Raw genomic sequence first — 26,029 nt, forward strand, 5'->3', positions numbered from 1 at the left:
GCAGTATAACAAGACCGCTATCCATCCCCAAGCTAAGAGCGTGGGGTTTTCTGCGAATCCTAATAAATTTTTTGGATGCGGTCAAGACTTTGGTAGAAAAAGACGATATGATTCGCTGTCCATCAGAATTCTGTAACCCAACCACATCAACACGAAGGGAAAAATCTTGCTAGCATAACGGCTGAGTACCAAAGCGATGCCAGGTAGACGAGTCAGATGATAGGACATAAACAGCCAGCAAAAAACAATGAAATAGCAAACTGGTACGATCACACTGAGATTTTGGATTGAGCTAGTGGCAAACAGGGGGATATAGATCCCAAGATTGTTACCGCCGTTGGAAATTGTGACCGCAGAGACGCGATAAGTCTGGGGATCGCGGATTACGTCCCAGAGCGATCGCTTTCTGGAATCAAATCCGTGAAATTTAGAGTTTCTTTTCAGATTGGTTGACTTATCTTCGGCTGAGTCATCCTTATTCAGGTTGAGCAAATTATTCAAGCCAATGAGTATCGGCAGAATCCCTAGTAGACCAATCCAAGTCTCAGGAATTGCTAGACCGAGTAAGAAACCAAGGAAACTTACTGCCACTAATGCCGTAAACCCTAGAAGCTCACCAACCACAACGTGCTGAGGACGAAAAGTTCGATTAACCTCACTAAAAAAGGCAGTCAGATAAATATTGTCATCAAATGTTGTTGCCACAGCCGCAGCTAGCCCGATCTTAATTGTTGCAATTAACCAATCCATCACCATTCCTCACTCAACACCCATCTTTGACCGAAACTAGCGATCGCTCAACTTTTCTAGAGAATTACCACAATATCGATATGATAATGTGAGTATCGCATATTGGGTGTAACTCAGAGCAAATCTGGTAGTTTGTAGATATCAAGCGGTGCTTTGACTTTATCCTCCATCTCCAATTCATCGGGCAATCTCCATCACCTATATTTATCAAAGGAGTCATTATGATTAGCCGTTTGATTGACCTCCTATCTAGATACACAGGTCAAAACATCTTACGGTTGTTCAGATCAGCCACTCGTAGATCGGCTACCTATAGGTTTGCAGTTCGATTTTGCATGGGACTTGTCTCGATTTGGATCTGGACTGTAGTTTTTGACGGTCATGCTGTTGCGGCTTCTGAATCTGGCAATCAGCTCTCCTCTCTAATGAATCAGTTTAAACTACCCAAAAACTCAATAACCCAGTTACTGGAAACTGTGGGACTTTTTATGGGGGGGATAATTTTCTGTATAGTTTTGGATCGCTGGTTTTCTAACCGTTCTAGCGGATCTACCAACACGCCCTTAGCCCAACAGGCGCGGCGGCTCAAGCAACTCAAAATCGGATATCCAGAGGGGATGACAAATCTAGAAGTTCTCCGTACTCAAGGCTTGCTCGAAACTCGTTTGCGACCTTATGGGCTGAGTGTCACTTGGACAAGTTTTTTATCAGCCTCTTCTCTGATCGAAGCACTCAGCAACGGGACGATTGACTTCTGTGGTGGCGGTGGCACAGCCAGCATCTTCTCGCAAGCGGCGGATCATGTATTTGTGCGGGTGGCTAAGGAAAAATATACCGCTCCCAAAGGTCAAGCGATTCTGGTACCGGAAGATTCGCCGATTCAGACTCTTGGCGATTTGAAGGGTAAAAAGATCGCTTTTGACAAAGGCTCAAGCGCACATTATATACTTGTGCGATCGCTAGCAAAAGTCGGCCTCGATTTTAGCGACATCGAGCCAGTTTATCTGACACAACCAGAAGCGCTACCACTATTTCGCCGGGGTGAAATCGATGCTTGGGTGATTTGGGTTCCCTACACAGCTACCCTTGCCCGAAGCGCTTACCCAGGGCGATCGATTACAGACTTAGAGAGCATATTTGGTGAAAAAACCTCCGTGGAAGTTCCCACCTATTACTACGCGATTCCAGAACTGGTACGCGACTATCCCGACCTACTGAAGGTGATTTTAGAAGAGGTGAATGAAGCTGGAACTTGGGCTAAGAGACAGGAATTAGAAGCTGTTCAACGATTGGCAAAACACCATGAAATCGATCCATCCATCGTAGAAACTTTACAGAAACATAGTGGCGAACGCGCCATTATCCCCATTGACGACCAATCGCTCAACGCCCTACAGCATCAAGCAAATATATTTAGAGATTTAAATCTGATTCCTGAGCGGGTGAACGTGAAAGATGGAACCTATAGTTTGCAGACTAAGCAAAACTGGACTTATTAATCGTGTCTTAGATATTTTGTCAGCTAAATCTAAGAGGTTGTTTGAAAAGTGGTTAGCTGTGATTTTCAGCACCTCTTGATCCCCCCTAACCCCCCTTTTTAAGGGGGGAACCGGAACCAAAGTCCCCCTTTTTAAGGGGGATTTAGGGGGATCTAAAACTTTTTGCTACCAACAACAGGACTTTTCAAACATCCTCTAAAGTTCTTGACGTGTCGGACGGATGATCATTTCATTCACATCAACATCATCAGGTTGCTCAATGGTGTATGCGATCGCCCGGGCAATGGCATCTGCATCAATAGCGATCGCATAAAATTCATTCATTCTGGCTGCTGTATCTTTATCGCTAATTGTGGTAGTCAACTCAGTAGCAACCGCTCCTGGTGAGATATTAGTCGAACGGATTTCACCGTTTGACTCTAGCCGCAGCCCTTCAGAGATCGCTCGCACTGCGTACTTAGTTGCACAGTAGACTGCTGACCCCGGAAACACCTTATGTCCAGCTACTGACGATAGGTTAATAATGTGACCAGACTTTTGCTGACGCATAATCGGCAACACGGCAGCAATTCCATAGAGAACACCCTTGATGTTGACATCGATCATCTTATCCCACTCCTCCACCTTTACTTGGTCGAGGGGAGAGAGCGGCATCAATCCAGCATTATTGATTAGTACATCGATCCGGCCATAAGCACTCAAAGTTTCCTTGGCTAAGGCTTCCATCTGGGCGCGATCTGCTACATCTGTCACTCGATAGGTTGCAGTCCCTCCTGATTTAGCGATCGCTGCAACCAAATCTTTGAGCCGATCTTCGCGGCGGGCGGCCAGCATCAATTTTGCTCCACTAGCAGCAAGTCGCTTTGCGGTCGCCTCACCTAAACCACTGCTGGCTCCGGTGATGATTACCACTTTGTTTTGAATAAGAGACATATTGATTCTTGCGGGTTATTGTGTGTGGGTTATGGAACTTCCAAATAAAAAAATACCCAAAAAACTCTCTTCTCCTCATTTCTCTGTGTTCTCCCGAAGTTTGCTCAACGCGGGGAACCCGCGCACACAACTTCTCTCTGTGTCTCTGTGGTTCGTTTATTTGAGTAATTTATTTCTTGGAAGTCCCTATAGAACATTGGGTGCTGTTTAAGTTGAACCCAGCATTATTCAAGCATATCAACTAGCTTGTAGCTTGATCAACGTTTTTCTCCCAGCAGCATCACTAATCCAAATCGCGATCATCACACCGTTTGAGTTCTGTCCTGTTAAAACTTCAGTTGGTGAATCGATGGTGTGAGCGTAGGTTACTTCATGTTGACCGACTTCAATCACCAAATCATCTCCCTTTCCAGGGCGATCGTAAACCATTGCCATTAAAGGTGCGTCCTGAATCAGTTCTTCGTCACCGAGTTCTGAATCGATGATTTCGATTGAAATATGCCGTCCACGATTACCACTTGAAAACTGATCAAAAAATTCACCCCATCGCTCACGCGGCACAGATTTGTTGATGTCAATTTTACTTACCATGATGATTCCTTTAAATATTTCCAGAAGTTAAATATGCGTTATCCAGAAACCTTGTAGAGACGTAGCACTGCTATGTCAAAACAATTCTTTTTTTCACCGGATGTCTAATGTTGGCAGGTTAATCGTGTCTGACTTCTTTGTAGTTACCGCAGCAGCTTCAGCATCTAGTCTGGCGGCGATCGCTTCTAAGGTGGCTTTTTCAGCCTCTTGAATTGTGGCGATCGCTAAGAAGGTTGCGGTAGCCGCATGGTTTTCAGCTTTATCTGCCCGATGTTCGAGTTTCTTTGCTTTGCGACCCGTTTTCCATTCCTCGACATGGGACTTCACCTCAGATTCTTTTTCCTCGAATTGAGTTTTGAGCTTTGCCCGATACTCATCGAATTCTTGTTTCTTAGCTTCTAGCTTTGTTTTCGCCTCATCAATTTGAGATTCAATCTCAAGCTGAGTTTTTTTCGGAGCAGATTGAATACTTTCTCTCAGCGATTTTACCCGATCTTGAACCGCTTCTAAATTGTCATGAAGATTTTTGGTGAAGTTATCAATTTCAGTACTCATGATAATTGCTCTAGTTATGTTGAATTTCTGAAATTTGGCTCTATTATCGTCAAGTTAAGATTGAATCTCAGCTTGAGTTTGTGTCGCCGCACATTTTATATTTACAAAATTTGCCCAATCTAACCTCTACCTTTTGAATGTTTTAGTAGAAGTTATACAACTCACACACAATCTAAACCGAATGGCACTAAGAAAAGCCCAAAGGCTTGTGTCGTCTCGTTCTCAGCCTCCAGACTGGGAATGTATTTAAAGAGGCTCTGCCTCTTCTCAAGCTACTGGAGGCGGCAGGGCTGTATCTTTTCTTGGTGCCATTCCAATCTAAACCATTTTCAAAACATAATTGCTCTGACAAATAATTTCTCATTGCTGCTCGTTGATTGTTGAGAAAGCGCAAAGATACGCAGCTTTGAGTTAAAGGGATGGAAATGGCGATCGCTATGCCCAGAGCAGGCATCGCATTTGCTATTTCGAGAGTTGGCAAAATAGATTTTGAAACAGCAATTGCTGTTTTGGCGATCGCTTGACTTTCAAGCCAGTTGCTACGAAAGCAGCGTACCTTTGATCGGCGTAGCCATTGCACTCTACCCAAATTCACTCCATGCGGGTAAAATGTTCTAGCAACATCCGATGGACGAAGATGTAACTCCCCCCAACCTTTTGCAGAAAAAGGCGCTCAGTTGCGTAGTCAAGGAAGCGAGCATAATTCCAAGGGGCATGATTCCTAATGGTGAGAAAAAGACGTAGTTGTATGTGACGAATACAGTCTAAGAGACCACCTCTCAAGCTTCCAATTACGCCAAAAGGAAGTACAAATACAAAAATACCTAACAAGAAGTTTTTTGTATCCAACAAAGGATGAGATCCCAACAAAAGATCACAGAATGTAATTGCAATATAGAATATAGATCCTATGGAGCCGAAGAATATTATATTTATTCCTCCCAAAATAATAGCGTTTTTGCCCGTTATCCAAATACCTTGATTTGGCTTCATTTTCTTTTTTATCTCTTCCCCTTTTAGCACACTGTTTACAATACCTGGTAAGTCAAAAATACGAAATATATTGACGAAATATGAATATAATAAAGGTGAGGAAAGTGCTAATACAATATAATTTTTATCCCTATTAAATAATGAAGCAAAGATAATTAATATATAAATTATAGTAATCTGTCTGACATATCTTTTAATAAATGGAAAGCCTGGTATAAGAATTCTAATAATAAGTTCCCTTATTTTTGACCATGAAAGGACTATGCTTTCATAAGTTAATATTTCCCCATTGCTCCATGGAAATGGACCAAATAACCATGCCCTGAAATAAGCAATATAAATTCTGAAACATAAAGGAAACAATATTAGAACAATTGATAGAAAGATATTAGGGTTTTCTTTCACGCTTAAGAAGCGATAAGCTATACCGATAAATATCCAAACTGTTAAAGTACTTCCGATGAGATAATATCTTTTTTCGGTCGGAGATAACCAAGTCGGCTGCATTTTCTCAATTAAAAAGATAGATTCAGATTCTTGCTTCATCGGTTGCGCCAGCCAAGTAAGCCACGATTTAGTTTGCTGATTCTGATATGGAGATTTATATTCTTTGGGCTTGCCAATTTTTTCGTGGCTAAACATCCGCTTAATGTATTCATCAAACAGATGTTCACTGCGTTCTTCTATTGAACCCGTTTGAGGTAGTTCTTCCACCTTTTTGCCTTGATAAGCCAGAGTCATGATACTAAGCATTAAAGGAGACTTCGCTAACTTTTGCAGGTCGGTATCTTCGTTTAGTAGGGTTTTGACTGCTTCTAATTGTTCACCAGCAGTGTCCAAATATTGGTTAACTTGCTCAGGAGTCAGAGAGAGAATTTTGATCGCACCTCGTAATTGCAGACGGGAAAGAACTTCATAGTCTACAATCCGACTACAGACCACCATTTCAGTCTGTCCATGCCCTTGCATAAATTGGTTGATAGCTTTGACGCAGGCTTCCCGCCGATCTGCCTTTACCTCGTCCAAACCATCCAGCAACAGTAGTAATTGTTGCTTTTCAACCCAATCTTTACCAAGTGCTTTGGGAACTTGGTATTTGCTAGAAAGTTCTTGTACGAGCCAATCCGCAATCGTTTGTTGCTTACTTCCCCAAGAAGATAAATTAAACACCACTGGAATCAGGCGACTCACATTTTCTTCAGCACGAGCAATTAAATTCTGTCCCAGTTTCAGGAGGGTTATGGTTTTTCCAGCTCCTGGATCTCCCAAAATCAAAAGCGTTCGTCCCTCTCCTATTTGATTGAAGACCTCAGTTGCGCCTGTCCCTGTAGGCAAAATTTGTCTGGACTCTTCTGGTAGTTCCTCGAAGCCACTAAACGGACGCTCTACTGCATCTGATCGCTTTTCCAGACCGAGTTCGATCATTGCTTTGATATGCAATGACTTTTCTAAAACCCCTTCAATCCAATATTGTTTGACTTTACTGAGTAAAACTTTTCTCTGGCGGTATTCCACCTGAGTCAGTTTTTCTGCATCGGGTGCTTGCCCACTATACAACTCAGCATATTGGGTAATGAAGTTTTGATTAACAGTTCCATTATTTTCTTGGATAAACCCCTGAACATTACCCCCAGAGATGTTGACAAAATTATCGTCAGTCATTTTCTAAGCATCTTTGCCGTAGTTCTGAGTTATCGTTCCAGTATTTTGCTGTGTCAAACCCTGAACTGTACCCCCAGAAATTTGAACACTAAACTTTCCCTCTGCTGCTTCTTGAGGATGTAATTGTTTCATTAACTTTTGAGCCAGTTTAATAATTTCTTCGTCCTTATCAGCCCCAGCCTCAGTTAATTCATCTTCTAAAAGAGCTTTCGTTTTTTCGGGCTTCTGTTCGTACTTATCCAGAATAGTAGCTGAATCTGATTTACCTTGGCTCTCAAACTTATGCTTAATCAAAGCTTTCAAGCCGTTGTAGGCATCCTGAGCTACAGCTCCACCAGCCGTTTTTGCGCCAGCTACCAATGCTGCAAGAATAAGAGAAATAGGGTCCATAAACTCATCTCCTAAATTGTTTGATTCTATCAAGAAGCAATGGAATGAAACTGATCAAGTACACTTTTACCATTGACTGGGCTACTTCAAACAAGAACAGATTGCTGCTTACTTAAAGCCTTACTTAAGCTTTAGTTATGCCTATTAGCGAATCTCGGCTCAATGCCGAATTAGGTAAAAGTGTAAGAGAAGCATCGTTTAGATGTGGGCAAAGGGGCAAAGGATATGCTTTTTCTGCGTTAGTCTAAATAAACTGCGGTAATACCTATATAGTTATCGGAAATAATTAATAATTTATGCAAATACAAAACAATGTTACATCATGAGGCGCAAAGATACGCGGCTTTGAATTAAAGGGATGGAAATGGCGATCGCTACGCCCAAAGCAGGTGTCGCATTTGCTATTTTGGGAGTCGCTGAAATGGCTTTTGCGACTGCATTTGCTATTTTGGGAGTCGCTGAAATGGCTTTTGCGACTGCATTTGCTATTTCGGCGATCGCAATTGTCACCCATGACGCGACGGTAGCAAATTAGACAGTCAGCATCAGCTACTGTCATCCCCAAACCATTTTTGTCAATACTAAGTATGTATTAGATAAAACTAAAATATCTCCCCGAACAACTTCTCGCCCCGCAATCCTTTTTCGTTCCCCATCCCGAATCACCAAGGCGCGAGGACTGGAAAGATCGCGCAAGGCTTCTAGGGCGTGTTCAGTCTTACCTTCCTGGTAAAGGCTAATTCCGGTGATGAAGAAGACGAAACCTAGCAAAATCAAGGCTTCTTGTCGGTCGCCTAAAATCCAATAGATGACACCACCACCGACCAGCAAGAGAAAGATCGGATCTTGAACGGTTTCCCAAGCGAACGATAAAATACTGCGCGATCGCGACGAGGGGAGTTCATTGTAGCCTTCGTCTTTGAGCCGAGCGATCGCTGTCGCAGACGGCAAGCCGTGTGCCTCTTGCTCAGATAAGCCAGCCACAGTATTGAGATCGACAGTAGAAACCATAATCCTGTTTTTCCTTATGAAACATCAATTTTGGATTTTAGATTGCTTTCTTGAGGTATTTTGGTTCTTACCTACTGCTGATTCCATCAGTGGTTCGTCCGCTCATCTCACTGGGATGGATACAGTAGAGCGCCATCACCTCCGCACGACCCCAGGAATCAATCCAGGTGCGATTAATAGCGGGCGAAAGCGTTGGATTTTCTGTTTTGACAAATTGCATCACGCGATCGATGTCTTGTTGCACTGTGATGTGTTCGGCAATACCTGTCACAGTAACGCTACGCCAATGCTTGAGATCGTGAACTTCTTCAACTTGCAAACAGACTTGTGGATTCGCATCCATATACTTGGTCTTCATCCCAACGGTGGTGAAGATGTAGATGTTTGGCTCGTCGAAATAATAGCGCATAGGCACAACATAGGGATGTCCTTCGATAGCACAACCTAAGTGGCCATATCCTACTTTCTGCAAGATTTCATGTATCTCTTTTGTGCCCATTTCATCGATATCTAACATAGTCATTCTCCTGAGATTTAATTGATTAATGAGTTGCAAATGTATTGTTGATCAAAACTGAGATCACCATATCTAGGGATATCACCCAAAATCGGGTGAGCGATCGCTCATACTATTTCACACAAACCTTGATACATATAGATTTCTCCTAGGGAAGATTGCTGTGCCCCTACCCAGGTATTTGTATGTATCATTTGAAGTTTTATCTGATTGATTTTCCTACAGCATCACAGGGTACTGTTTGATTTCGGGGGTTATTTGTTTAATTACAATATAAAAATTAAGAAAATAGCAGACGTAGGCAGGCATAAGTATAAATATAAACGACGCTTCTTCAAGTATCAAATAGGAGTCCGATAGAAATCTAAAATCAAAACTGCTGTAATAAAGCGATCGCATGGTGGCGGATATGATCTTCAATAAAACTAGCGATAAAATAATAACTGTGATCATAGCCTTCTTGGTAACGCAAGTTTAGCGGCTGGTTAACATCTGCACAAGCTTGCTCAAACACCTTTGGCAGTAATTGTTCAGCTAAAAACTTATCAGCAGTCCCTTGGTCAATGAGAATCGAACTGTGATATCCTACTTTTTTAACTAATTCACTAGCATCATAAGCACGCCAACTTTCTTGATTGCTGCCAAGATAACCACTGAAAGCCTTTTGACCCCAAGGACAACCCATCGGTGCAGTCATAGGTGCAAAAGCTGATACTGATTTGTACAGTTCTGGGTTTCTCATTGCACAGACAAGCGCCCCATGTCCCCCCATTGAATGACCGAAAATACCTTGTTTTTCAGGTTGCGTAGGAAAGTTTGCGGTAATTAAAGCAGGTAATTCCTGGACGACATAACTATACATTTGGTAGTGTTGACACCACGGTTCCTCTGTCGCATCAACATAAAAGCCCGCACCTGTGCCAAAGTCCCAGTCATCATCCTCACCTGCAATGCCAGTATTGCGCGGACTCGTATCTGGTGCAACCAATATCAAACCGTACTCAGCCGCCAAGCGCTGCACTCCTCCCGCCTTTACCATAAAATTCTCTTCGGTGCAACTTAATCCAGAGAGAAAATAGAGAATCGGCACAGGTTTTTGAGTTGCTTGTGGTGGTTGATAGACAGCAAAGCGCATTTTGGCGTTACAGGTAGAGGAGTGATGACTGTAAAAGCCGAGTTTGCCACCAAAGCTTTTATATTCTGAAAGGAGGTTAAGGTTAGCCATTGGTTGTATTGTCTTGCCTGAGCGATCGCCGGAGAAAGATTATTTTAGCGTGAAGTGTATTATGCAGATTGCGATCGCATCTCAATCAACCCTGCGACTAGGTAACTTAGTCCCGCACCTTTTACAAAACCCAGCATCTACATCATGGAAAGCCAAACCACAACCTGAACAAACTATTTCTACCTGATTAGCAGTTTTCACAACTCGCTTAATTAAATCTCCCACTTGCCAAGGAATCAGTGCAATTCCTGTGAAAATCATCAATACTGTTAGCAAGCGCCCTAATTCAGAAATTGGAATAACATCGCCAAATCCAACAGTTGTCATTGTGACAACAGAGAAATAAAAGGCATCCAAAAATGTACCGTAATTTTCAGCATTAACCGGATGTTCGACTTGATAAATTAAGCCAGAGTAAATAAAAACAATTGCAAATAATGTAAATAAAATTCGCGCAAAAATCATCCCATCTTCGGTACTGACACTGGCGAATAAAAATTTTCTATCTATAAATCTGATTAATCGCAAAATCCGAAACCATCGGAGTAGGCGGATAAAACTAATATCCACCATTCCTAGAAAAAATGGTAAAATCGCCATTAAATCAATAATTGAATAGAAGCTAAAAATATACTTAATTTTGTTTTCCGCACTCCACAAACGCAGTGAGTATTCCACCGCAAAGATGATAACGATCGCAGTATCCGCGACATTCAACTGAAACCGCGTATAATCAGGAATATTATATGTTTCTGCTACAAATATTCCTGATGATATTAGCACCAAAAAGGCAAGTGTTAAATTAATCGCTTTACCTATTGGTGTTTCCAGGTCTTTTAAGTAAAATTCTGTTTCTTGTCTGCTCAGTAACATATTCGACCATTAATACATCTTAATTCCAAGTTATAGCATTAGAAATACGATATTATTAACCATTATCCTGATGTTAACCCCAGCTTATATGAACCCAGAAGATTTTATGCGTTTAGCGTTAGCCCAAGCAAAAGAAGGCGATTCGCCTTACGGTGCAGTGATTGTTAAAGATAACGAAATCGTTGCCGTAGCTCATAATACCGTGAGGAGGGATAATGATCCATCAGCCCATGCGGAAATCAACGTTATTCGTAGTTTAACAGCTAAACTTCAAAACCCCTCTTTAGAAGGTTATAGCATATATACAACTGGCGAACCTTGTCCGATGTGTGCAACTGCTTGTGTTTGGAGTGGTTTATCAGAAATTGTATACGGTGCTTCAATTGAAGATTTAATAAGTGCAAATCAATCACAAATTAATATATCTTGCGAAGAGGTGATAGCTAAGTCATTTAGAAATATAAAAGTCACCAAAGGCGTTTTAAAAAATGAATGTTTGGAGTTATTTAAATAAGCTAGATTTAGCTCCCCAACTTATTGAATAAGTCGGGGATCTGCTGGTTGCAATTATCACAAGTTAAATAGGATTGCTATAAAGATTAAAATTACCAATTACGAATTATTTAACTTGGCTCATTCAAATAAGATAAATATGTATTTGCCCAAATTGCAGCTTGAGTGCGATCGCGCAAATTTAACCTGTTTAAAATATTCGTAACATGATTTTTTACCGTCCCCTCAGAAATGTAAAGTCCCTGAGCAATTTCTCGGTTACTGGCACCTGTAGCAATTAACCGCAAAACCTCTTTTTCTCTAGGAGTAAGTTCGGCTAAACTAGATGGTACAGGCTGTGACTGAGTTGTTGCAACACGAGAAAACTGAGTCAACAATTTTTTAACTATACCTGGGCCGAGTTGAGTATATCCTTTCTGAACGGCACGAATAGCAACAGCTAATTCTTCTGAAGGTGTATCCTTCAATAAATAACCCATTGCTCCATTTTTTAATGCTGCTGACACATATTCATCATCATCAAAAGTCGTCAGTACTAAAATCTTAGTTTTGGGAAAATGTTTTTGAATTTCTCGTGTGGCTGCAACTCCATCCATAATGGGCATTCTAATATCTAGTAATACCACATCTGGCTGAAATTCCGCAACCAAATTAATCGCCTGTTCCCCATTTTCTGCTTCTCCTACTATCTCTATATCTGGTTCTAGTTCTAATAACGCTCTTAATCCTTGACGAATTAAACCTTGGTCATCTACCAGCAACACTTTAATCATCATCTCAACCTTGTTAAGGGAATATTAACTGTAATTTTGCAACCAGAACTAAGAGCGCTATCAATATTAAATTCACCGCCCAGTGCTAAAGTGCGATCGCGCATACTATGAAGTCCAAAACCGGTAGTATTTTGTCCTAAATTAAAACCTCTACCATTATCCTGAATTATCAATCTTAAATTTCCTCTTGTCGTCGTGAGTTCTAGTTTAACCTCTGTTGCATACGCATATTTAGATATATTAGTCAATGATTCTTGAGTAATGCGGTAAATAGCGGTATTGATTTCAGGTGGCAGAGGATATTCAATGTTAATTTGATAAATTGGTAAAATACCATTTGAGCGATGAAAATCTTCTGAAAGACTAGCGATCGCCCGTTCTAAAGACTGTTCTTGTAAGGGATTAGAACGCATAGTAGAAACAGATTGACGGACATCTTTTAGGGCTTTTGAGCCTAATTCTTTAGCTGTTGCTAGAAACGTTTCAGCCTTACCTGGGTTAGATTGCCATAGTTTTAAAGCAGTTTCTAATTGTAAATTTAAAGCAGTCAGAGAGTGTCCTAATGAATCATGAATTTCACGAGCAATGCGGTTACGTTCTTCCAAAGTAGCTTGATTTTCAATTTGCAGGGCATATTGGCGGAGTTTTTCATTAGCGATCGCTAGCTTTTCTCGACTATGCCGTTCAGATAATACTGCATTCATCATCAACAACACAAAAACCAAACTTAAGCCAAATACCAGCGACGAATTCAAAATCAAAAATCGATATCGCTCTTGTGCTTGTGCCGATGCTTGAAAATTGAATAACTGATATTTTAGTTGTGTAGTAACTAAAAATAAGGCAAATGACAAACTTGTAACGAATAAACGCCCATTTAAATGAAAAATCAGACAACTTCGAGTCACTAAAATTATGTAGAGAAAGGGAAAAAGCCGAGCAAATCTTTCCCCAAAAAGTCCAATTATTAAAATTAATAAAATTTCAATAGCTGTGTATATTACCTTATTTACCTGGTTATTTCTCGGTAATCTTAAGCCCATTACCGCAAAAATAATCAGACTATAAATTGATAGTTCTGGCAATATGCTACAAGCTGAAAAGTCTGGAAATACACCACAAATTGATAGTTCTGGAGGCTTAGGATGAAAATGCCGTAACGGAGGTGGTATAACTGCCGTCAATGCAGTGATAGCTAGTAGTGTCCACTCCAGATAAAGGAGAGACGGAAAAGGATGTTTCTTAATTTGAATTGGACGACTCATCAATGGCTTCGCTCCAGTTATGAATGATTTGGAAGTTGGGAGTTGGGAATAAAATTTGAGCGTCACATTCTGGGGTTTAAACTTTTCGCTGAGTGAGAAATTAAAAGGAAATACAGGATATCAAAACCAAACAATTCTCGCAAGTCAGATAGGATTACTATATAAATTAATCATAATAGAAATCTTAATCATTCCTAACTATTAACTGTTAACTTCTAACTATTAACTGTTAATTCCTAACTCCTAACTCCTAACTCCTAACTCCTAACTTACAGACGCGATTAATCGCGTCTCTGCAAACTCCTAACTCTTAACTTCCCACTCCTAACTATTTATTGTCAATCATGACTAAAGTCATGGGTAGAACCATGACTTTCTCCTCATGTAACTATTGAAGATAAGTTCTTATGATAGTGGCATCCAACCAGGAAAAACCCACGAGATAAGTAATGAAACTCAAAGTATTATCGCTAGTTGCTGGAGTGATCGCTCTAACTTTAACTGCAACCTCCTTTGCTGTTCACGCCCAAACAGCCTCTCCTTCACCCGTGCTACTTGCACAAACTCCACATCAAGAAAGAGGCCCTTGGAAAGAATTGGGTCTAACAGATGCCCAAAAAACCCAAATTCAGGCAATTCGCCGCGATAGCCGCACCAAAATCGAGGCAGTTTTTACCCCAGAACAAAAGGCAAAATTAGAGGCGGCTAAACAAGCGCGTCGGGCTGAGTGGCAAGCGCGTAAGGCTCAAGGCCAAACAGGTCAAGGTCAACCAGGACAGCATCATGGTCGCGGAAAAGGTGATTTTGCTGACTTAAATCTGAGTGAAGCACAGAAAACCGAAATCAAACAAATCCACGAGTCTGAAAAACAACAGATTCAAGCAGTCTTCACCCCCGAACAGCGCCAAAAACTAGAGCAATTCCGTCAAAATCATCAACAAAGAAATCCCGGATAATCCCCAATCTTTGAAAAAATACTTCATAAGTCTGAGGTGGGCAATGCTGCCCATCTCATCCCAAGATAAATTATGATGCAACCGCTCACTGCTTACCCAAATCCCGCTCCTCATCTGCAACAGGTTTTAGATTTACTCGATCGCTTCGCCCAAGCACAGGGGCGAGATGTTCCCCAGATTGTGGAAATACAGAGATTATGTTTTCTCCCTACTGGCACTTTTGGCAAAACTTGGGCAGACTTCCTCAATGAACACAATTTCAAACCCTTCACTACAGGTAGCCGCAGGAAACAACTCCATGACGGGGTTCATGTCATCACAGGTTATGGCACAGACTTCATTGGTGAAGCCGAAGTCCAGGCATTTTTATTAGGAACCAAATTTAGCATAACTAACTTGATGCTGGGGCTAGGACTGTTGCGAGTCATCCATAGAGACTTAAATTCTCGACAAGAATTTACCTGGGATAGACTATGGCAAGCATATCAACGTGGTTGTCACTCCCACCTTGATCCAGATACTTGGCAACCAGAATTGCTCTGGCACTTACACTTGACTGATGTCCAGGGATTATTTTCCATTATTAAAAATTAATAGACTTCTTGCAGAAGATGCGGAAAGGGGAAAACTTCATCCCCTTTCCCTTTCCCATATTTATCCCATACCCGAATAGCACTAAATTAAGATATAACGCTTGTCCTCACTGGTTCTCAGCCTCCATGCTGGGAACCCATTCTGGGAGGCTCCGCCTCCAGTGACTTGATCAGAGGCAGAGCCTCTTTGAATAAGCAATAGCCGGATTGGTTGAGAAGCCCACACTGTACCTGTACGCCTGTCAGTGTGTGGAGTGTGTCACTAGACTTTCAAGATGGTTATGAGTTATGAGTTAATCAAAACTCCTAGCTTGATTAAGATGTCTAAAGAATTCGCAATTGGTAGTAAAGTCCGCGTTGTGGCACTACCAGCCTACGTCAAAACTGCTGAACCTATGCCCATGCTACGCCCCCCCAATGTAATTCAGGTTGGCGAAGAGGGTATAGTTATTGACCGCAGACCCGGTGGATATTGGGGTATTCGCTTTACTAGGGGAGCCTTTCTCCTAGATAGTCAATACATCGAAAGCACAGATACCCCTCCAGAATCTCACTTAGAGTAAGATTGATCGCAACCAAGAATTGTAAACTTGTGTAAAGTTGTGATTCTGGTTTGCACCATGATTTCCCGCCGCACTTTTTTAAGCATATTATTTGCCAGCTGTATTTCTGTCATCAGCTGGCTGAATTTTACCCCTGCTGCTGATGCTCTTGGTGGTAAACTTCCTGCAATTAATCAACCCGCACCAGAGTTTACTTTGCCAACTAACACAGGTGAAGGCAAAATTTCCCTCTCTGACTTGCGCGGTAAATGGCTAGTCCTGTACTTTTATCCTAAAGACTTCACCTCTGGTTGTACTATAGAGGCTCGTCGTTTTCAGCAAGACTTATCTCAATACCTGAAAAAAAATGCTCAGATTATTGGCGTAAGTGCTGATGATATTGATTCCCACGCCAAATTTTGTGATTCAGAGGGACTAAAATTTCCCCTGTTGGCTGACACTGATGGTTCAGTGAGTAAAGCTTATGGTTCGTGGCTAGGCTTTTTATCTATGCGTCATAGTTTTATCATCGATCCACAGGGCGTTTTGCGCGAGACTTTTGTCAAAGTCAATCCAACGGTTCACAGTTCAGAAGTGCTGGCACGATTAGAAAAATTACAGTCCGGCGCTTCTTAGACAATTAGCCGAAGTTAGGGATTTGTCTCCCTGGCTTCGGCTAACAATAAGGGACTGACAAATAAAAAATACTCAACTACTTCTTTGGGATGGGCAACATCAGCGCCCCTAAGCTAAGGTGCTGATGTTGCCCACCCCACAAGATTGGGACATCTTTTTTCTTTCCGATGTCTTAACAAGCATCTATTCTGGGCATCATAATCCCAAGCCGAATACATCAGCTAGCAGCCAGGAACCTTTTTGGCAGCAAATTTTGCATCTACAACTATAGTATTAACCGATGGCAGATAGTTTTAGACGTTATTTTTTTGTTTCTCGATCTAGTTTGTATACTGAGTTGATTTTGGGATGCCTACAGATTCAATTGGGAGTAATCTGTAGCACAGGTATTTGGATATTATCAGAAGCTAAGTTACAAGCTGCCCAATGGAAATCAAGTTCAGAATTAACTGAGCAAGTCACCAGAGTAAATCCTGAGTCAGCAGAGCAATACTCAAAACTTGGAACTCATAGAGAAGTCAGAGCGGACACCAGAGCAAAAAAGGGCGAAGTTAACTTCGATCATTTAAAACTTTCGATGCCGCCCCCCTATCGATTTCAGCCAAAACCTATTTTAATGGCGGCACCCGAAAACTTCAATCCGGATCTGCGATTACGGACAGTGTTACCTGAACCACCGCAGAATCCCAGCCCACCAAAAGCTTCCAGCGAACCAGTCAAGCCAGATGCAGTTTTGTCAAGTAGCCCACCAAAAACTTCCACCAAACCAGCAACCCCGGATGCAGTTTTAGAAAGTATTGATACAGACTATCATTATGATTCAGACAGCTTTGGCCAAACTAATTTCTTCCTCGACTCAACGATTCAGTTTCGATTGAGTAATGGCAATAAAATATTTTTCAAGACAGGTTTTAACCTCTTTGAGCAACGGGGTGTTGAATCAATTAGCAATTTTCCTTTGCAAGTTGGATGGCAAGGAAAAATTGGGGAAGTGACTCTGCAAACAGCAGTTGGAGTCGATGTGTTCAATCGCTTACCCACAGCGATCAATCTCAATGCTAAGGTGGAGGCTACTATTTCGCCGCCGCAAGTTTCGTCATCAGGTCAATTGCGATCGCTAGTAGTACTATCAGGTAATTTAGAACAAGGACCTTATAAATCCAATATCCGAACTTTAGACAATCAAATTACTGCTTGGCGATTTGGGCCTGATTTATACTGGCAGATTGACCGTGACACCACCTTGTTTTCATCATTGCGTTTGGGTAACTACAACGATGGCAATTCCGAGGTGCAGTCTTTTAGTCGGTTAGAGCGCAAGTTCGGACAATTTTCTTTGGCAGGTAACTTATTCACTTTAAGTTACGATCGCGATTTAGAACGTACAAGTGGTTATTTTTCTCCACCAGACTTCCTACTTTACAACGGTGAGGTGGCTTGGGAGGGAGATATTGCTAATTTCTTACGCTGTCGCCTCGCTGCCAACTTAGGACGACAGCGACTTAAAGGAGTATTTGACAACGCTAATACCTATCAAACGCTGTGTACGGTAAAGTTTTCGCCCAATTTAGAAGCAGACTTGGGTTATAGCTTTAGTAATGTCCGCAGTCAAGATCCTGGGGGAAGTGCCAACGGTAGTAATTCCTTGACAGGACAGTTGCGGGTCAAATTTTAGGAGGCAGGAGGCAGGAGGCAAACCCCTTAACAATTCAAAATTCAAAATTCAAAATTCAAAATTCAAAATTAAAGACATTTCAGACTTGTGGAGTGTGGTCTTGGGGTCTCCCCCGCCGTAGGATGCGCGTTCGCAAAGCGTCTCGAAGAGAAGCGCTGTAGAGGAGCAACTCCGGGGGATTTAAACCCCGATGCTTCCTGAGCGTAGCCGTTGGCGCAGCCTCTCGTAGAGAAGGACTGAAATGGTTGCTACATATAGATTGCAGGTTCTTAAACCCTTTAATTTACGATAAATAATCCAAAATCTAAAATCTAAAATCCCAAATGGTATAAGGCTCAACAATGAAAGCACCATTACCTGATAACGAAACACAGCGAATCGAATCTCTTTTGCAGTATAAGATCCTCGATACTCCAACGGAAGCGGCCTTTGACGACCTTACCCGTTTAGCCTCATATATTTGTGAAACTCCCATTGCCTTAATCAGTTTAGTTGATAGCGATCGCCAGTGGTTCAAGTCAAAGGTTGGTGTTGATGCCTTAGAAACACCCCGAAATGTGGCTTTCTGCGCCCATGCGATTATGCAACCTGAAATTTTTGTTGTGCCTGATGCCACTGAAGATGAAAGGTTTGCCACAAACCCCCTTGTCACCTCTGATCCAAATGTTCGGTTTTATGCTGGTGTACCCCTGACTAACCCTGAAGGATATGCACTCGGAACACTTTGTGTAATTGACAATGTACCAAGAAAACTTTCTCCAGAACAACTTGAAGCATTACGAATTCTCGGTCGCCAGGTAATCAAGCAACTAGAAATCCGGCGCAGTTTAGCAAGTTTGGTATTGGCGAGTGATACACGCAAACAGGCACAGAAGGCAAGCAAACAATTTTTAAAAAAGGTTGCCGCCGGGTTTGGGTTGGCGTTGGCAATTTTAGTCCTGATTGGCATACTCTCATATCAGAGTACGGGAGTGTTGATTAATACTAATAAAAATTTGCTCAACACCCAAGTTGCAATCAACAGATTGCAAGAACTGTTATCTAACATCAAGGATGCGGAAACGGGACAACGCGGTTATCTACTCACGAAACAAGATGCGTACCTAAAACCATATCAGACAGCACTTGCCAAACTTGCTCCAGAAATTAAGCAGCTAAGAGAATTAACAGCAGATGATCCTCAGCAACTGAATCAACTCAACACCCTTGAACCCCTGATTGCAGTCAAACTGGACGAACTGAAAAAGACTATCGACTTGCGCCAGAATATCGGCTTAGATGCTGCATTGGAGGTCATAAATACAAATCAGGGAAATAACTTAATGAGTGATATCCGCAATATCATTCGTGAGATGGAAAACAAAGAGAGGAAGGAGCTTCAGCAGCAGTTAAAAATCACAAAAACCAGTGCCGGGAATACGATTTTGACGCAGGCCATCGCTATTTGCCTAAGTTTTCTGATTTTGGCTATAGTCTACTACTTTATTTATCGAGAGGGGAAAGAACGGAAATTAACAGAGGAAACACTGAACCAAGAACGCAACTTTATCTCAGCAGTCCTTGATACAACCAGCGCTTTGGTAATAGTGATTGACCCTAAAGGGCAAATCGTTCGCTTCAATCAAGCTTGTGAACAAACCACTGGTTACTCATTTGATGAGGTGAAAGGAAGGCATTTCTGGAACCTGTTTCTAGTTCCCGAAGAGATAGAACCGGTTAAAGCAGTTTTTGAGGAGTTACGAACTGGTGAAAGCCCTAGCAAATACGAAAACTATTGGGTAACTAAGGATAGCAGTCGGCGGCTCATTTCTTGGTCTAACACTACCTTACGAGACCATGAGGGCGACGTTGAATACATTGTTGCCACAGGTATCGATATCAGCGATGCCTTCGAGGAACTGCGCTTACGCCAACGAACTGAACAACATCTCAAAGCAGAGTATGCTACAACCCGCGTCTTAGCAGAGTCTACTACAATTAACGAAGCCATGCCCCAAATTCTGCAAGGAATCTGCGAAAGTTTGGGATGGGATTTAAGTGAATTTTGGATAGTAGATCAGCGAGAATATCTACTGAGATTATTAAATATATGGTATAAAATCTCCTTAGAGATGGAAGAATTTGACATCCTCAGTCGGCAGATCACCTTTGCACCAGGAATTGGGCTGCCTGGTCGTGTCTGGGCTACTGTTGAACCGGTTTGGATCGCTGATGTCGTTAAAGATCAGAGTTTCATCCGCTCTCAAATCGCTGCCCAAGCAGAACTGCACGGAGCTTTCGGTTTTCCGATCCGTAGTGGTAAAAAAATTCTCGGTGTCATTACCTGTTTTAGCCATGAAATTCAGCAACCTGACCCAGATTTGGCAAAAGTGATGAATTCTATTGGTGAGCAAGTAGGGCAGTTTATTGAGCGCAAACAGGCAGAAGAAGAACTCCAACGCCAACATTTGCGATCGCAACTATTTACTGAAATCACCCTCAAGATTCGTCAGTCTTTGCAAATCAAAGAAATTCTCCAAATCACTGTCACCGAGGTACAAAAAATCCTCCATAGCGATCGAGTTTTGATTTATCAACCTTTGGCAGATAGTTCTGGAGCCAACATCGTTGAGGCAGTAGTTTCTGGCTGGCTGGCAATCAAAGAGAAAAAGCTTGCCGATGCTTACTTTCAAGCAGAATACATCCAGCAGTACTATCTACAGCAGTACCGTCAAAAACCGAATATGGGGATGGCAGAATTGGATATCGCTGAAGTCCAAAAAAACCATATTGAATTACTCCAAGAATTTGGAGTCCAGTGCAATTTGGTCATACCCATTCTTGTTAAAGAAGAACTCTCCGGTTTACTGATTGTCCATCAATGTGGCACTTGCCGCCAATGGTCTAGCTTTGAAACTCATCTGTTACGGCAAATAGCTGACCAAGTAGGTATTGCCTTAGCCCAAGCCCAAATGTTAAACGCAGAAACTCAACAGCGACGAGAACTCGAAATTGCCCGTCAGCAAGCTGAATTAGCTTCTCAAACCAAAAGTGCCTTTTTGGCCAACATGAGCCATGAAATTCGGACTCCGATGAATGCTGTGTTGGGGATGACAGGCTTAATGTTAGAAACTCCCCTCAACTCGGAGCAACGAGATTTTATCGAAACAATTCGCATTAGTGGAGACGCTCTCTTAAGCCTAATCAACGAAATTTTGGATCTGTCCAAACTTGAAGCTGGGGAAATGGCCCTAGAAACTCTAGATTTTGACCTATCTACTTGTGTAGAAGAGGTGTTGGATTTATTGGCTCCCCCAGGCCATCATAAGGGATTAGAAATTGCAGCATTAATCTATCCCACCGTTCCCACCCACCTTCAAGGCGATGCTGGCCGCCTGCGGCAAATTCTGATGAACCTGATCAGCAATGCGATCAAGTTCACCAGCAATGGAGAGGTAGTATTAAGGGTCGAATTGCGATCGCAAACTTCGACAACAGCCACTATCTATTTTGCCATCATCGATACCGGTCTTGGCATTACCCATGAAGACCAATGCAAACTCTTTAAGCCATTTACCCAAGTAGATGCTTCCACCACCCGTAAATATGGCGGCACAGGTTTGGGATTAGCCATTTGCAAGCAACTGGTTAACTTGATGGGAGGAGAAATGGGTGTAGAAAGTCAGTTGGGGAAAGGATCTAAGTTTTGGTTTGAAGTAACACTACCCAAGCAACTTCACCCGATTTCTTCAGAAGACGATTACCAACTTTTGCTCAATCGGCGCTTGTTAGTAGTGGATGATAATGCTACTAATCGCAAAATTATCCATCATCAAGCTACCCGTTGGGGGATGGTGGTAGATCAGGCTGCTTCCGCTACTATTGCCCTCAAAGCTATTGAGGAGGCTACCAAGGAAAAAAATCTCTATGATGTTGCGGTGATTGATATGCAGATGCCAGAAATAGATGGCATGACTTTAGGAGAACAAATTAAGGCAAATTCAGCGATCGCTGGGCTACCTTTGATTATGCTTACCTCTACTAATCAACGGGATGAAATTCAACGAGCGCTCAAAATAGGATTTGCGGCTTATTTAGTCAAACCAGTTAAACCATCCCGACTCCTCGATACCATCATGACTGTCTTAGGAACGCACAAGCAAGAAGAGACAGGAGTTAGAAGTCAGAAGTCAGAATGGGCTACGCCCCGCTACGCTAACAGAAGTCAGGATTTAAAACTGAAAAATTATGAAAATAACAATAACTATCATTCTCCTAACTCCCATAAATTAAGAATTATCTTAGCTGAAGATAATCTGGTGAATCAAAAAGTAGCTTTGAAGCAACTCCAAAGCCTGGGCTACAGTGCTAATGTCGCTGCTAATGGGAAAGAAGTATTACAGTTATTAGAAAAAATTCCCTACGATTTAATTCTGATGGATTGTCAAATGCCAGTTCTCGACGGTTTAGAAACCACGAGAGAAATTCATCGTTGGCCAGAAAGCCGCTTTGCCAGTGGTTATCGTCCTGTGGTAATTGCAATGACAGCTAATGCCATGAAAAAAGACCAAGAAATGTGCCTAGATGCCGGAATGGACGACTATGTGAGCAAGCCAGTAAAGAAAGAAAAATTGGCGGCGACGCTAGAGCATTGGGCAAGTGTGATATTTCTGGCAAAAGAAACAGCTTTGGAGCAGACAGTTTCTCCAATAGATGTAGATTCAGTTGATCTCCCAATTGATTGGGAACGCTTGCATGAACTATCAGAAAATAACCCAGAATTTGAATTGGAGCTACTGCAAATATTTGTTGAAGATATTCAACCTCGTCTAGAGGCCCTTAAAATAGCGATCGCAGCTAATGACTTGGAGCAAATAGCGCACCAAGCCCATCAAATTAAAGGTTCTAGTGCCAATATGGGAGTTACAACCATGTATCTAGCAGCAGAAAAACTAGAAGCAGTAGCTTATAAGCAAGAGCGTCGAGGTACTAGTAACTTAATCTTAGAGTTAGAAGAGTTTGTTAAACGCATCCAAGAGTTTTTGAACTGATATAACTTGTGAACAAATGGGAATAATAACTTTAATGTACTAAAAGCAGGTTCGGTGAGTTAGCTGCATCTTATGCTAAGAACTTTTAGCCTAAAAATCAGTTGAATGCATCACCTCTTATCCCTAATTGATTCCCGAAAAGCGAGGTTTTACTGATGAGTCAGATGAATAAAGACGATGTACGAGAACGCCTTGGCAATATCGATCAGATCCGCGATATTATTTTGGGGACACAGGTAAGAGAGTACGAAAATCGATTTAGCAAGCTGGAGTCAGATATATCTCTCCTGCAACAGCAGATGCGATCGCATGTCGATCAACTCAAGTCCAACTTTTCGGCTGAACTAAAGGCAGGATTTGAGGCGCTGGATAAAAAGCTGAAATCACTCAACCTGGCAACTCAAGAAGAAACTCTTGATTTACGGCAACAGGTTGATAGACTCAATAAAAAGTTCTCTAGCAGCGTTCAGTCCCTTGATGAGACATTAGATACCCAAACTACCTCGATTCGAGATGAAATCTTTCAGACTAAAGTCCACTTACAAGATGATGTGACGGCATTACGCGATCTAATTTTAGAAGAAATAGATCGACGCTTTTCACAGTTAACAGACACTAAGGTTTCTAAAGACGATATGGCTGAAACTTTGTTTGCGTTGGGAATGCGTCTGAAAGAAACTGAATTCATTCCTAAATTACGACAAGCAGCCGATGAACGCAGTGACGACTATACTGCTGTACCGCTTCTAGAAACTACAAAGTTGTCAAAAGTGTTAACTCACTCCAATAGTACGGCAGAATTACATTCATAATTAAGGCATAACTCCCAATTCCCAACTCAGCAATTTTAAAAGTATGACTCAGGTGGAAAATTCGATTTATCAATCTGTTAACTTGAAGACAGAAAATGATATACAACTTGAAAATTTACTGGATTTACTAGTCGAACTAAAAATTATCGAATCACCTGAGCCATCTTTTCCCTTATTACCATCGGAAACTGATTATAGTCCTGAGTATATTCCAGAAGAAATTGAATTACTGCAACTTTCTCCAGTGACATTAGAAGTATGTGAAGCTTATCTAGAGTCAGATTTTAATTTTCATCAAAATATATCTAATTACTCACACATTACTCAAGAAGAATTAGAACAATCTATTGAAATATTTGCAACATTTGAGGAAAAGTTAGACAACTCAGAGGATGCGTTACAAAAATTACGCGAGATATTAGTCGGATATGAGTTAGCAGAAATAAACAATATTACAGCTAAATTTGAACAAAAAATCACAAAATTAGAACATCAAATTTATGACCCTAAAGAGCTAATCAATCTACTACTACCCTGGATTTCTGAGCTTTTAAAGCTGACGATTGCAGAGTCTAGAGAGGAAATTGTACAAATAATTGCTCCGATTATCGATCAGACTATTCGCAGTCGCACTGAACAGGATAAAACTAGTATGGGTGCTGCGATCGCACCTGCGATTCCCCTAGCTATCTCCCAGCAGATTATTATAGCGCCAGAAGAAGTTTCAGACGCGATCGCTCCGGCAATGGGACGAGCCATAAAAAAGCAAATTGAAATTGAAGAGAATATCGTTGTGGATGCACTCTACCCAATTATTGGTAGTACCATAGCCAAATATATGGCAGAGACAATCCGTGCAATTAACCGACAAGTTGAAGAAGCCCTCAGTGTTCAAGGCATCAAACGCAAAATTCGCGCCAAGCTACAGGGTGTTTCGGAAGCAGAATTAATTCTTAAAGAAGCTCTACCATTTACAATTCAAGCCATTTTTTTAATTCATAAAGCATCTGGTTTAGTTATCTCAGATATTCAGCACTCTAATGTAGAGCAGCTAGAGGCTGAAATGGTAGCAGGAATGCTGACAGCAATTCGCAGCTTTGCCAATGATTGCATCAATCAATCTGGAACCATGACAGAATTAGATGCAATTGAATATGGGGCATCAAAAATAATTTTAGAAGTTGCCGGATACTGTTACTTAGCCATCGTTATCCAAGGAGAGCCGAGCAAAAGTTTTATTTGGAAAATGCGGCAAGCTTTAAGCACAATTATTAGAAAATATGGTAATTTAATTGAGGGATTTGATGGCGATCCAGATTTAATTCCTATTCAAGTTCATACACTTCTAGAAGAACTAAAAGATACAGCTATTCAGCAGAAAAATAAAGCGAAATTATCACCACTATTGATATTAGGCTTAACAGTTATCAGCAGCATTTTAATTCCTTGGGGCATTTGGCAATACCATAGTGGAGTGATACATTCCATTGAAAATCAAACTTCATTGGCTCTAACTTCTACTCCAGAACTAGCCGTATATCGGCTCACCGTACAAGTAGAACACAATAAATTAAAATTAATGGGACGATTACCTAATCAAGTTCTTCGCCAGAAAGCCGAGCAAATTGTCAAAATAAACTCTCCTAATTGGTTGATTGACAATCAAATTTTATTAGTAGAAGTACCAGCAGATCCGGTATTAGCTGCTGCTGAAGTCAAACGAGTCACAGCAGTTTTAAATCAAACTGACGGTATAGCAATTTCCGCTCAATACATCACTGGTAAAGTAGTTGTTGAAGGTACCGTCAACCGGATTGCAGATGCTCAGATTATTACTAATGCATTTGAACAAATTCCCGGTGTAAAATTTGTATCTAGTGCAGTGCGAGTACAACCAGCACAGATTCAAGTTCGATTTTACTTTCAACCCGACTCAGCGAGTTTAATGAAAACCGACACACAACACAAGGTTCAATATGTCAAGTTGTTCCTAAATCAGCACCCAAATAAACATTTAAAAATTATCGGTTATAGTTATGGCAACACTGGTGCGATCGCATCTCAAAAATTGGCACTGATGCGAGCAAATACTGTACAACAAGCACTGATTAAATTAGGTATTGAGCCATCTCGTCTAGAAACTATTGGTAGGACAAATTTACCACCAGGAATTGATGCAATTAACCCCTCATGGTTAAGTCGCTGTGTCATTCTAGAAGTGATAAATAAGTAATT

25 protein-coding genes are annotated in these 26,029 nt (G+C 41.5%); 12 read left to right on the top strand and 13 right to left on the bottom strand.

The genetic code is table 11. The features are described from left to right. Positions 1–81: 81 nt before the first annotated feature. Positions 82–750, bottom strand: a complete 669-nt coding sequence (locus V7K50_RS03060; protein WP_334957104.1) for a cadmium resistance transporter — start codon at positions 748–750, stop codon at positions 82–84. A 335-nt stretch (positions 751–1,085) separates the two neighbouring features. On the opposite strand from V7K50_RS03060, the gene V7K50_RS03065 reads away from it, so the two are divergent. Next, entirely contained in the window at positions 1,086–2,249 is a 1,164-nt protein-coding gene (locus tag V7K50_RS03065) for an aliphatic sulfonate ABC transporter substrate-binding protein (RefSeq protein WP_334957107.1), read from the top strand. 195 nt (positions 2,250–2,444) lie between these two features. Here V7K50_RS03065 and V7K50_RS03070 read toward each other — a convergent pair whose 3' ends face one another. From V7K50_RS03070 to V7K50_RS03095, 6 genes are all read right to left on the bottom strand, one after another. Next, positions 2,445–3,182 (bottom strand): SDR family oxidoreductase, encoded by a 738-nt coding sequence (locus V7K50_RS03070; protein ID WP_334957109.1) that lies wholly within the window; start codon positions 3,180–3,182, stop codon positions 2,445–2,447. A 237-nt stretch (positions 3,183–3,419) separates the two neighbouring features. Next, positions 3,420–3,773: a DUF5335 family protein gene (locus V7K50_RS03075; protein WP_334957111.1), complete on the bottom strand. Its 354-nt coding sequence runs from the start codon at positions 3,771–3,773 to the stop codon at positions 3,420–3,422. Positions 3,774–3,866: 93 nt separating this feature from the next. Then, entirely contained in the window at positions 3,867–4,328 is a 462-nt protein-coding gene (locus tag V7K50_RS03080; protein ID WP_334957113.1) for a hypothetical protein, read from the bottom strand. A gap of 187 nt (positions 4,329–4,515) precedes the next feature. After that, positions 4,516–4,923, bottom strand: a complete 408-nt coding sequence (locus tag V7K50_RS03085) for a hypothetical protein (RefSeq protein WP_334957115.1) — start codon at positions 4,921–4,923, stop codon at positions 4,516–4,518. Then, entirely contained in the window at positions 4,920–6,983 is a 2,064-nt protein-coding gene (locus V7K50_RS03090) for an NACHT domain-containing protein (protein WP_334957117.1), read from the bottom strand. Before V7K50_RS03090 ends, V7K50_RS03085 begins: the two co-directional genes overlap by 4 nt. Before the next feature lie 3 nt (positions 6,984–6,986). After that, entirely contained in the window at positions 6,987–7,373 is a 387-nt protein-coding gene (locus V7K50_RS03095) for a hypothetical protein (protein WP_334957119.1), read from the bottom strand. Positions 7,374–7,737: 364 nt separating this feature from the next. Here V7K50_RS03095 and V7K50_RS03100 point away from each other — a divergent pair, with 364 nt between their 5' ends. Next, complete coding sequence (locus V7K50_RS03100) at positions 7,738–7,908, top strand: hypothetical protein (protein WP_334957121.1); 171 nt, start codon at positions 7,738–7,740, stop codon at positions 7,906–7,908. Positions 7,909–7,928: 20 nt separating this feature from the next. Here V7K50_RS03100 and V7K50_RS03105 read toward each other — a convergent pair whose 3' ends face one another. From V7K50_RS03105 to V7K50_RS03120, 4 genes are all read right to left on the bottom strand, one after another. Beyond that, positions 7,929–8,384 (bottom strand): cation-transporting P-type ATPase, encoded by a 456-nt coding sequence (locus tag V7K50_RS03105; RefSeq protein ID WP_334957123.1) that lies wholly within the window; start codon positions 8,382–8,384, stop codon positions 7,929–7,931. A 67-nt stretch (positions 8,385–8,451) separates the two neighbouring features. Next, positions 8,452–8,901 carry a pyridoxamine 5'-phosphate oxidase family protein gene (locus tag V7K50_RS03110; protein WP_334957125.1) on the bottom strand — a complete coding sequence of 150 codons (450 nt, stop codon included), beginning with the start codon at positions 8,899–8,901 and terminating at the stop codon, positions 8,452–8,454. Positions 8,902–9,271: 370 nt separating this feature from the next. Next, positions 9,272–10,126 (bottom strand): S-formylglutathione hydrolase, encoded by an 855-nt coding sequence (gene fghA, locus V7K50_RS03115; RefSeq protein ID WP_334957127.1) that lies wholly within the window; start codon positions 10,124–10,126, stop codon positions 9,272–9,274. Between the two features lie 81 nt (positions 10,127–10,207). Continuing rightward, positions 10,208–10,999 (bottom strand): ion transporter, encoded by a 792-nt coding sequence (locus V7K50_RS03120; protein ID WP_334957129.1) that lies wholly within the window; start codon positions 10,997–10,999, stop codon positions 10,208–10,210. Between the two features lie 88 nt (positions 11,000–11,087). Here V7K50_RS03120 and V7K50_RS03125 point away from each other — a divergent pair, with 88 nt between their 5' ends. Then, positions 11,088–11,513 (top strand): nucleoside deaminase, encoded by a 426-nt coding sequence (locus tag V7K50_RS03125; RefSeq protein ID WP_334957131.1) that lies wholly within the window; start codon positions 11,088–11,090, stop codon positions 11,511–11,513. Between the two features lie 109 nt (positions 11,514–11,622). Here V7K50_RS03125 and V7K50_RS03130 read toward each other — a convergent pair whose 3' ends face one another. Next, positions 11,623–12,285 carry a response regulator transcription factor gene (locus V7K50_RS03130; RefSeq protein ID WP_334957290.1) on the bottom strand — a complete coding sequence of 221 codons (663 nt, stop codon included), beginning with the start codon at positions 12,283–12,285 and terminating at the stop codon, positions 11,623–11,625. Then, positions 12,285–13,550, bottom strand: coding sequence for a sensor histidine kinase (locus V7K50_RS03135; protein WP_334957133.1), 1,266 nt, complete (start codon positions 13,548–13,550; stop codon positions 12,285–12,287). Before V7K50_RS03135 ends, V7K50_RS03130 begins: the two co-directional genes overlap by 1 nt. Positions 13,551–13,999: 449 nt before the next feature. Between V7K50_RS03135 and V7K50_RS03140 the strand changes: the two genes are divergently transcribed. The 9 genes from V7K50_RS03140 (at position 14,000) to V7K50_RS03180 (ending at position 26,027) form a co-directional block, all read left to right on the top strand. Then, positions 14,000–14,506 (top strand): Spy/CpxP family protein refolding chaperone, encoded by a 507-nt coding sequence (locus V7K50_RS03140; RefSeq protein ID WP_334957135.1) that lies wholly within the window; start codon positions 14,000–14,002, stop codon positions 14,504–14,506. A gap of 72 nt (positions 14,507–14,578) precedes the next feature. Next, complete coding sequence (locus V7K50_RS03145) at positions 14,579–15,100, top strand: Coq4 family protein (protein ID WP_334957137.1); 522 nt, start codon at positions 14,579–14,581, stop codon at positions 15,098–15,100. Positions 15,101–15,419: 319 nt separating this feature from the next. Then, positions 15,420–15,662: a regulatory protein SipA gene (gene sipA / locus V7K50_RS03150; protein WP_334802912.1), complete on the top strand. Its 243-nt coding sequence runs from the start codon at positions 15,420–15,422 to the stop codon at positions 15,660–15,662. Positions 15,663–15,719: 57 nt separating this feature from the next. Next, positions 15,720–16,277, top strand: a complete 558-nt coding sequence (locus V7K50_RS03155; RefSeq protein ID WP_334957139.1) for a peroxiredoxin — start codon at positions 15,720–15,722, stop codon at positions 16,275–16,277. Between the two features lie 124 nt (positions 16,278–16,401). Further along, on the top strand, positions 16,402–16,548 hold the full coding sequence (locus V7K50_RS03160; RefSeq protein ID WP_334957141.1) for a hypothetical protein: 147 nt from the start codon (positions 16,402–16,404) through the stop codon (positions 16,546–16,548). A 9-nt stretch (positions 16,549–16,557) separates the two neighbouring features. After that, positions 16,558–17,952, top strand: coding sequence for a hypothetical protein (locus tag V7K50_RS03165; protein WP_334957143.1), 1,395 nt, complete (start codon positions 16,558–16,560; stop codon positions 17,950–17,952). A gap of 341 nt (positions 17,953–18,293) precedes the next feature. Continuing rightward, on the top strand, positions 18,294–22,982 hold the full coding sequence (locus tag V7K50_RS03170) for a response regulator (protein WP_334957145.1): 4,689 nt from the start codon (positions 18,294–18,296) through the stop codon (positions 22,980–22,982). Between the two features lie 155 nt (positions 22,983–23,137). Then, a complete protein-coding gene (locus tag V7K50_RS03175) occupies positions 23,138–23,794 on the top strand; it encodes a hypothetical protein (protein ID WP_334957147.1) in 657 nt (218 codons plus the stop codon). A gap of 43 nt (positions 23,795–23,837) precedes the next feature. After that, a complete protein-coding gene (locus V7K50_RS03180) occupies positions 23,838–26,027 on the top strand; it encodes an OmpA family protein (RefSeq protein WP_334957150.1) in 2,190 nt (729 codons plus the stop codon). Positions 26,028–26,029: the final 2 nt, after the last annotated feature.

Origin of the sequence: Nostoc sp. (assembly GCF_036917135.1) — a bacterium.
Classification (GTDB): Bacteria; Cyanobacteriota; Cyanobacteriia; order Cyanobacteriales; family Nostocaceae; genus Nostoc.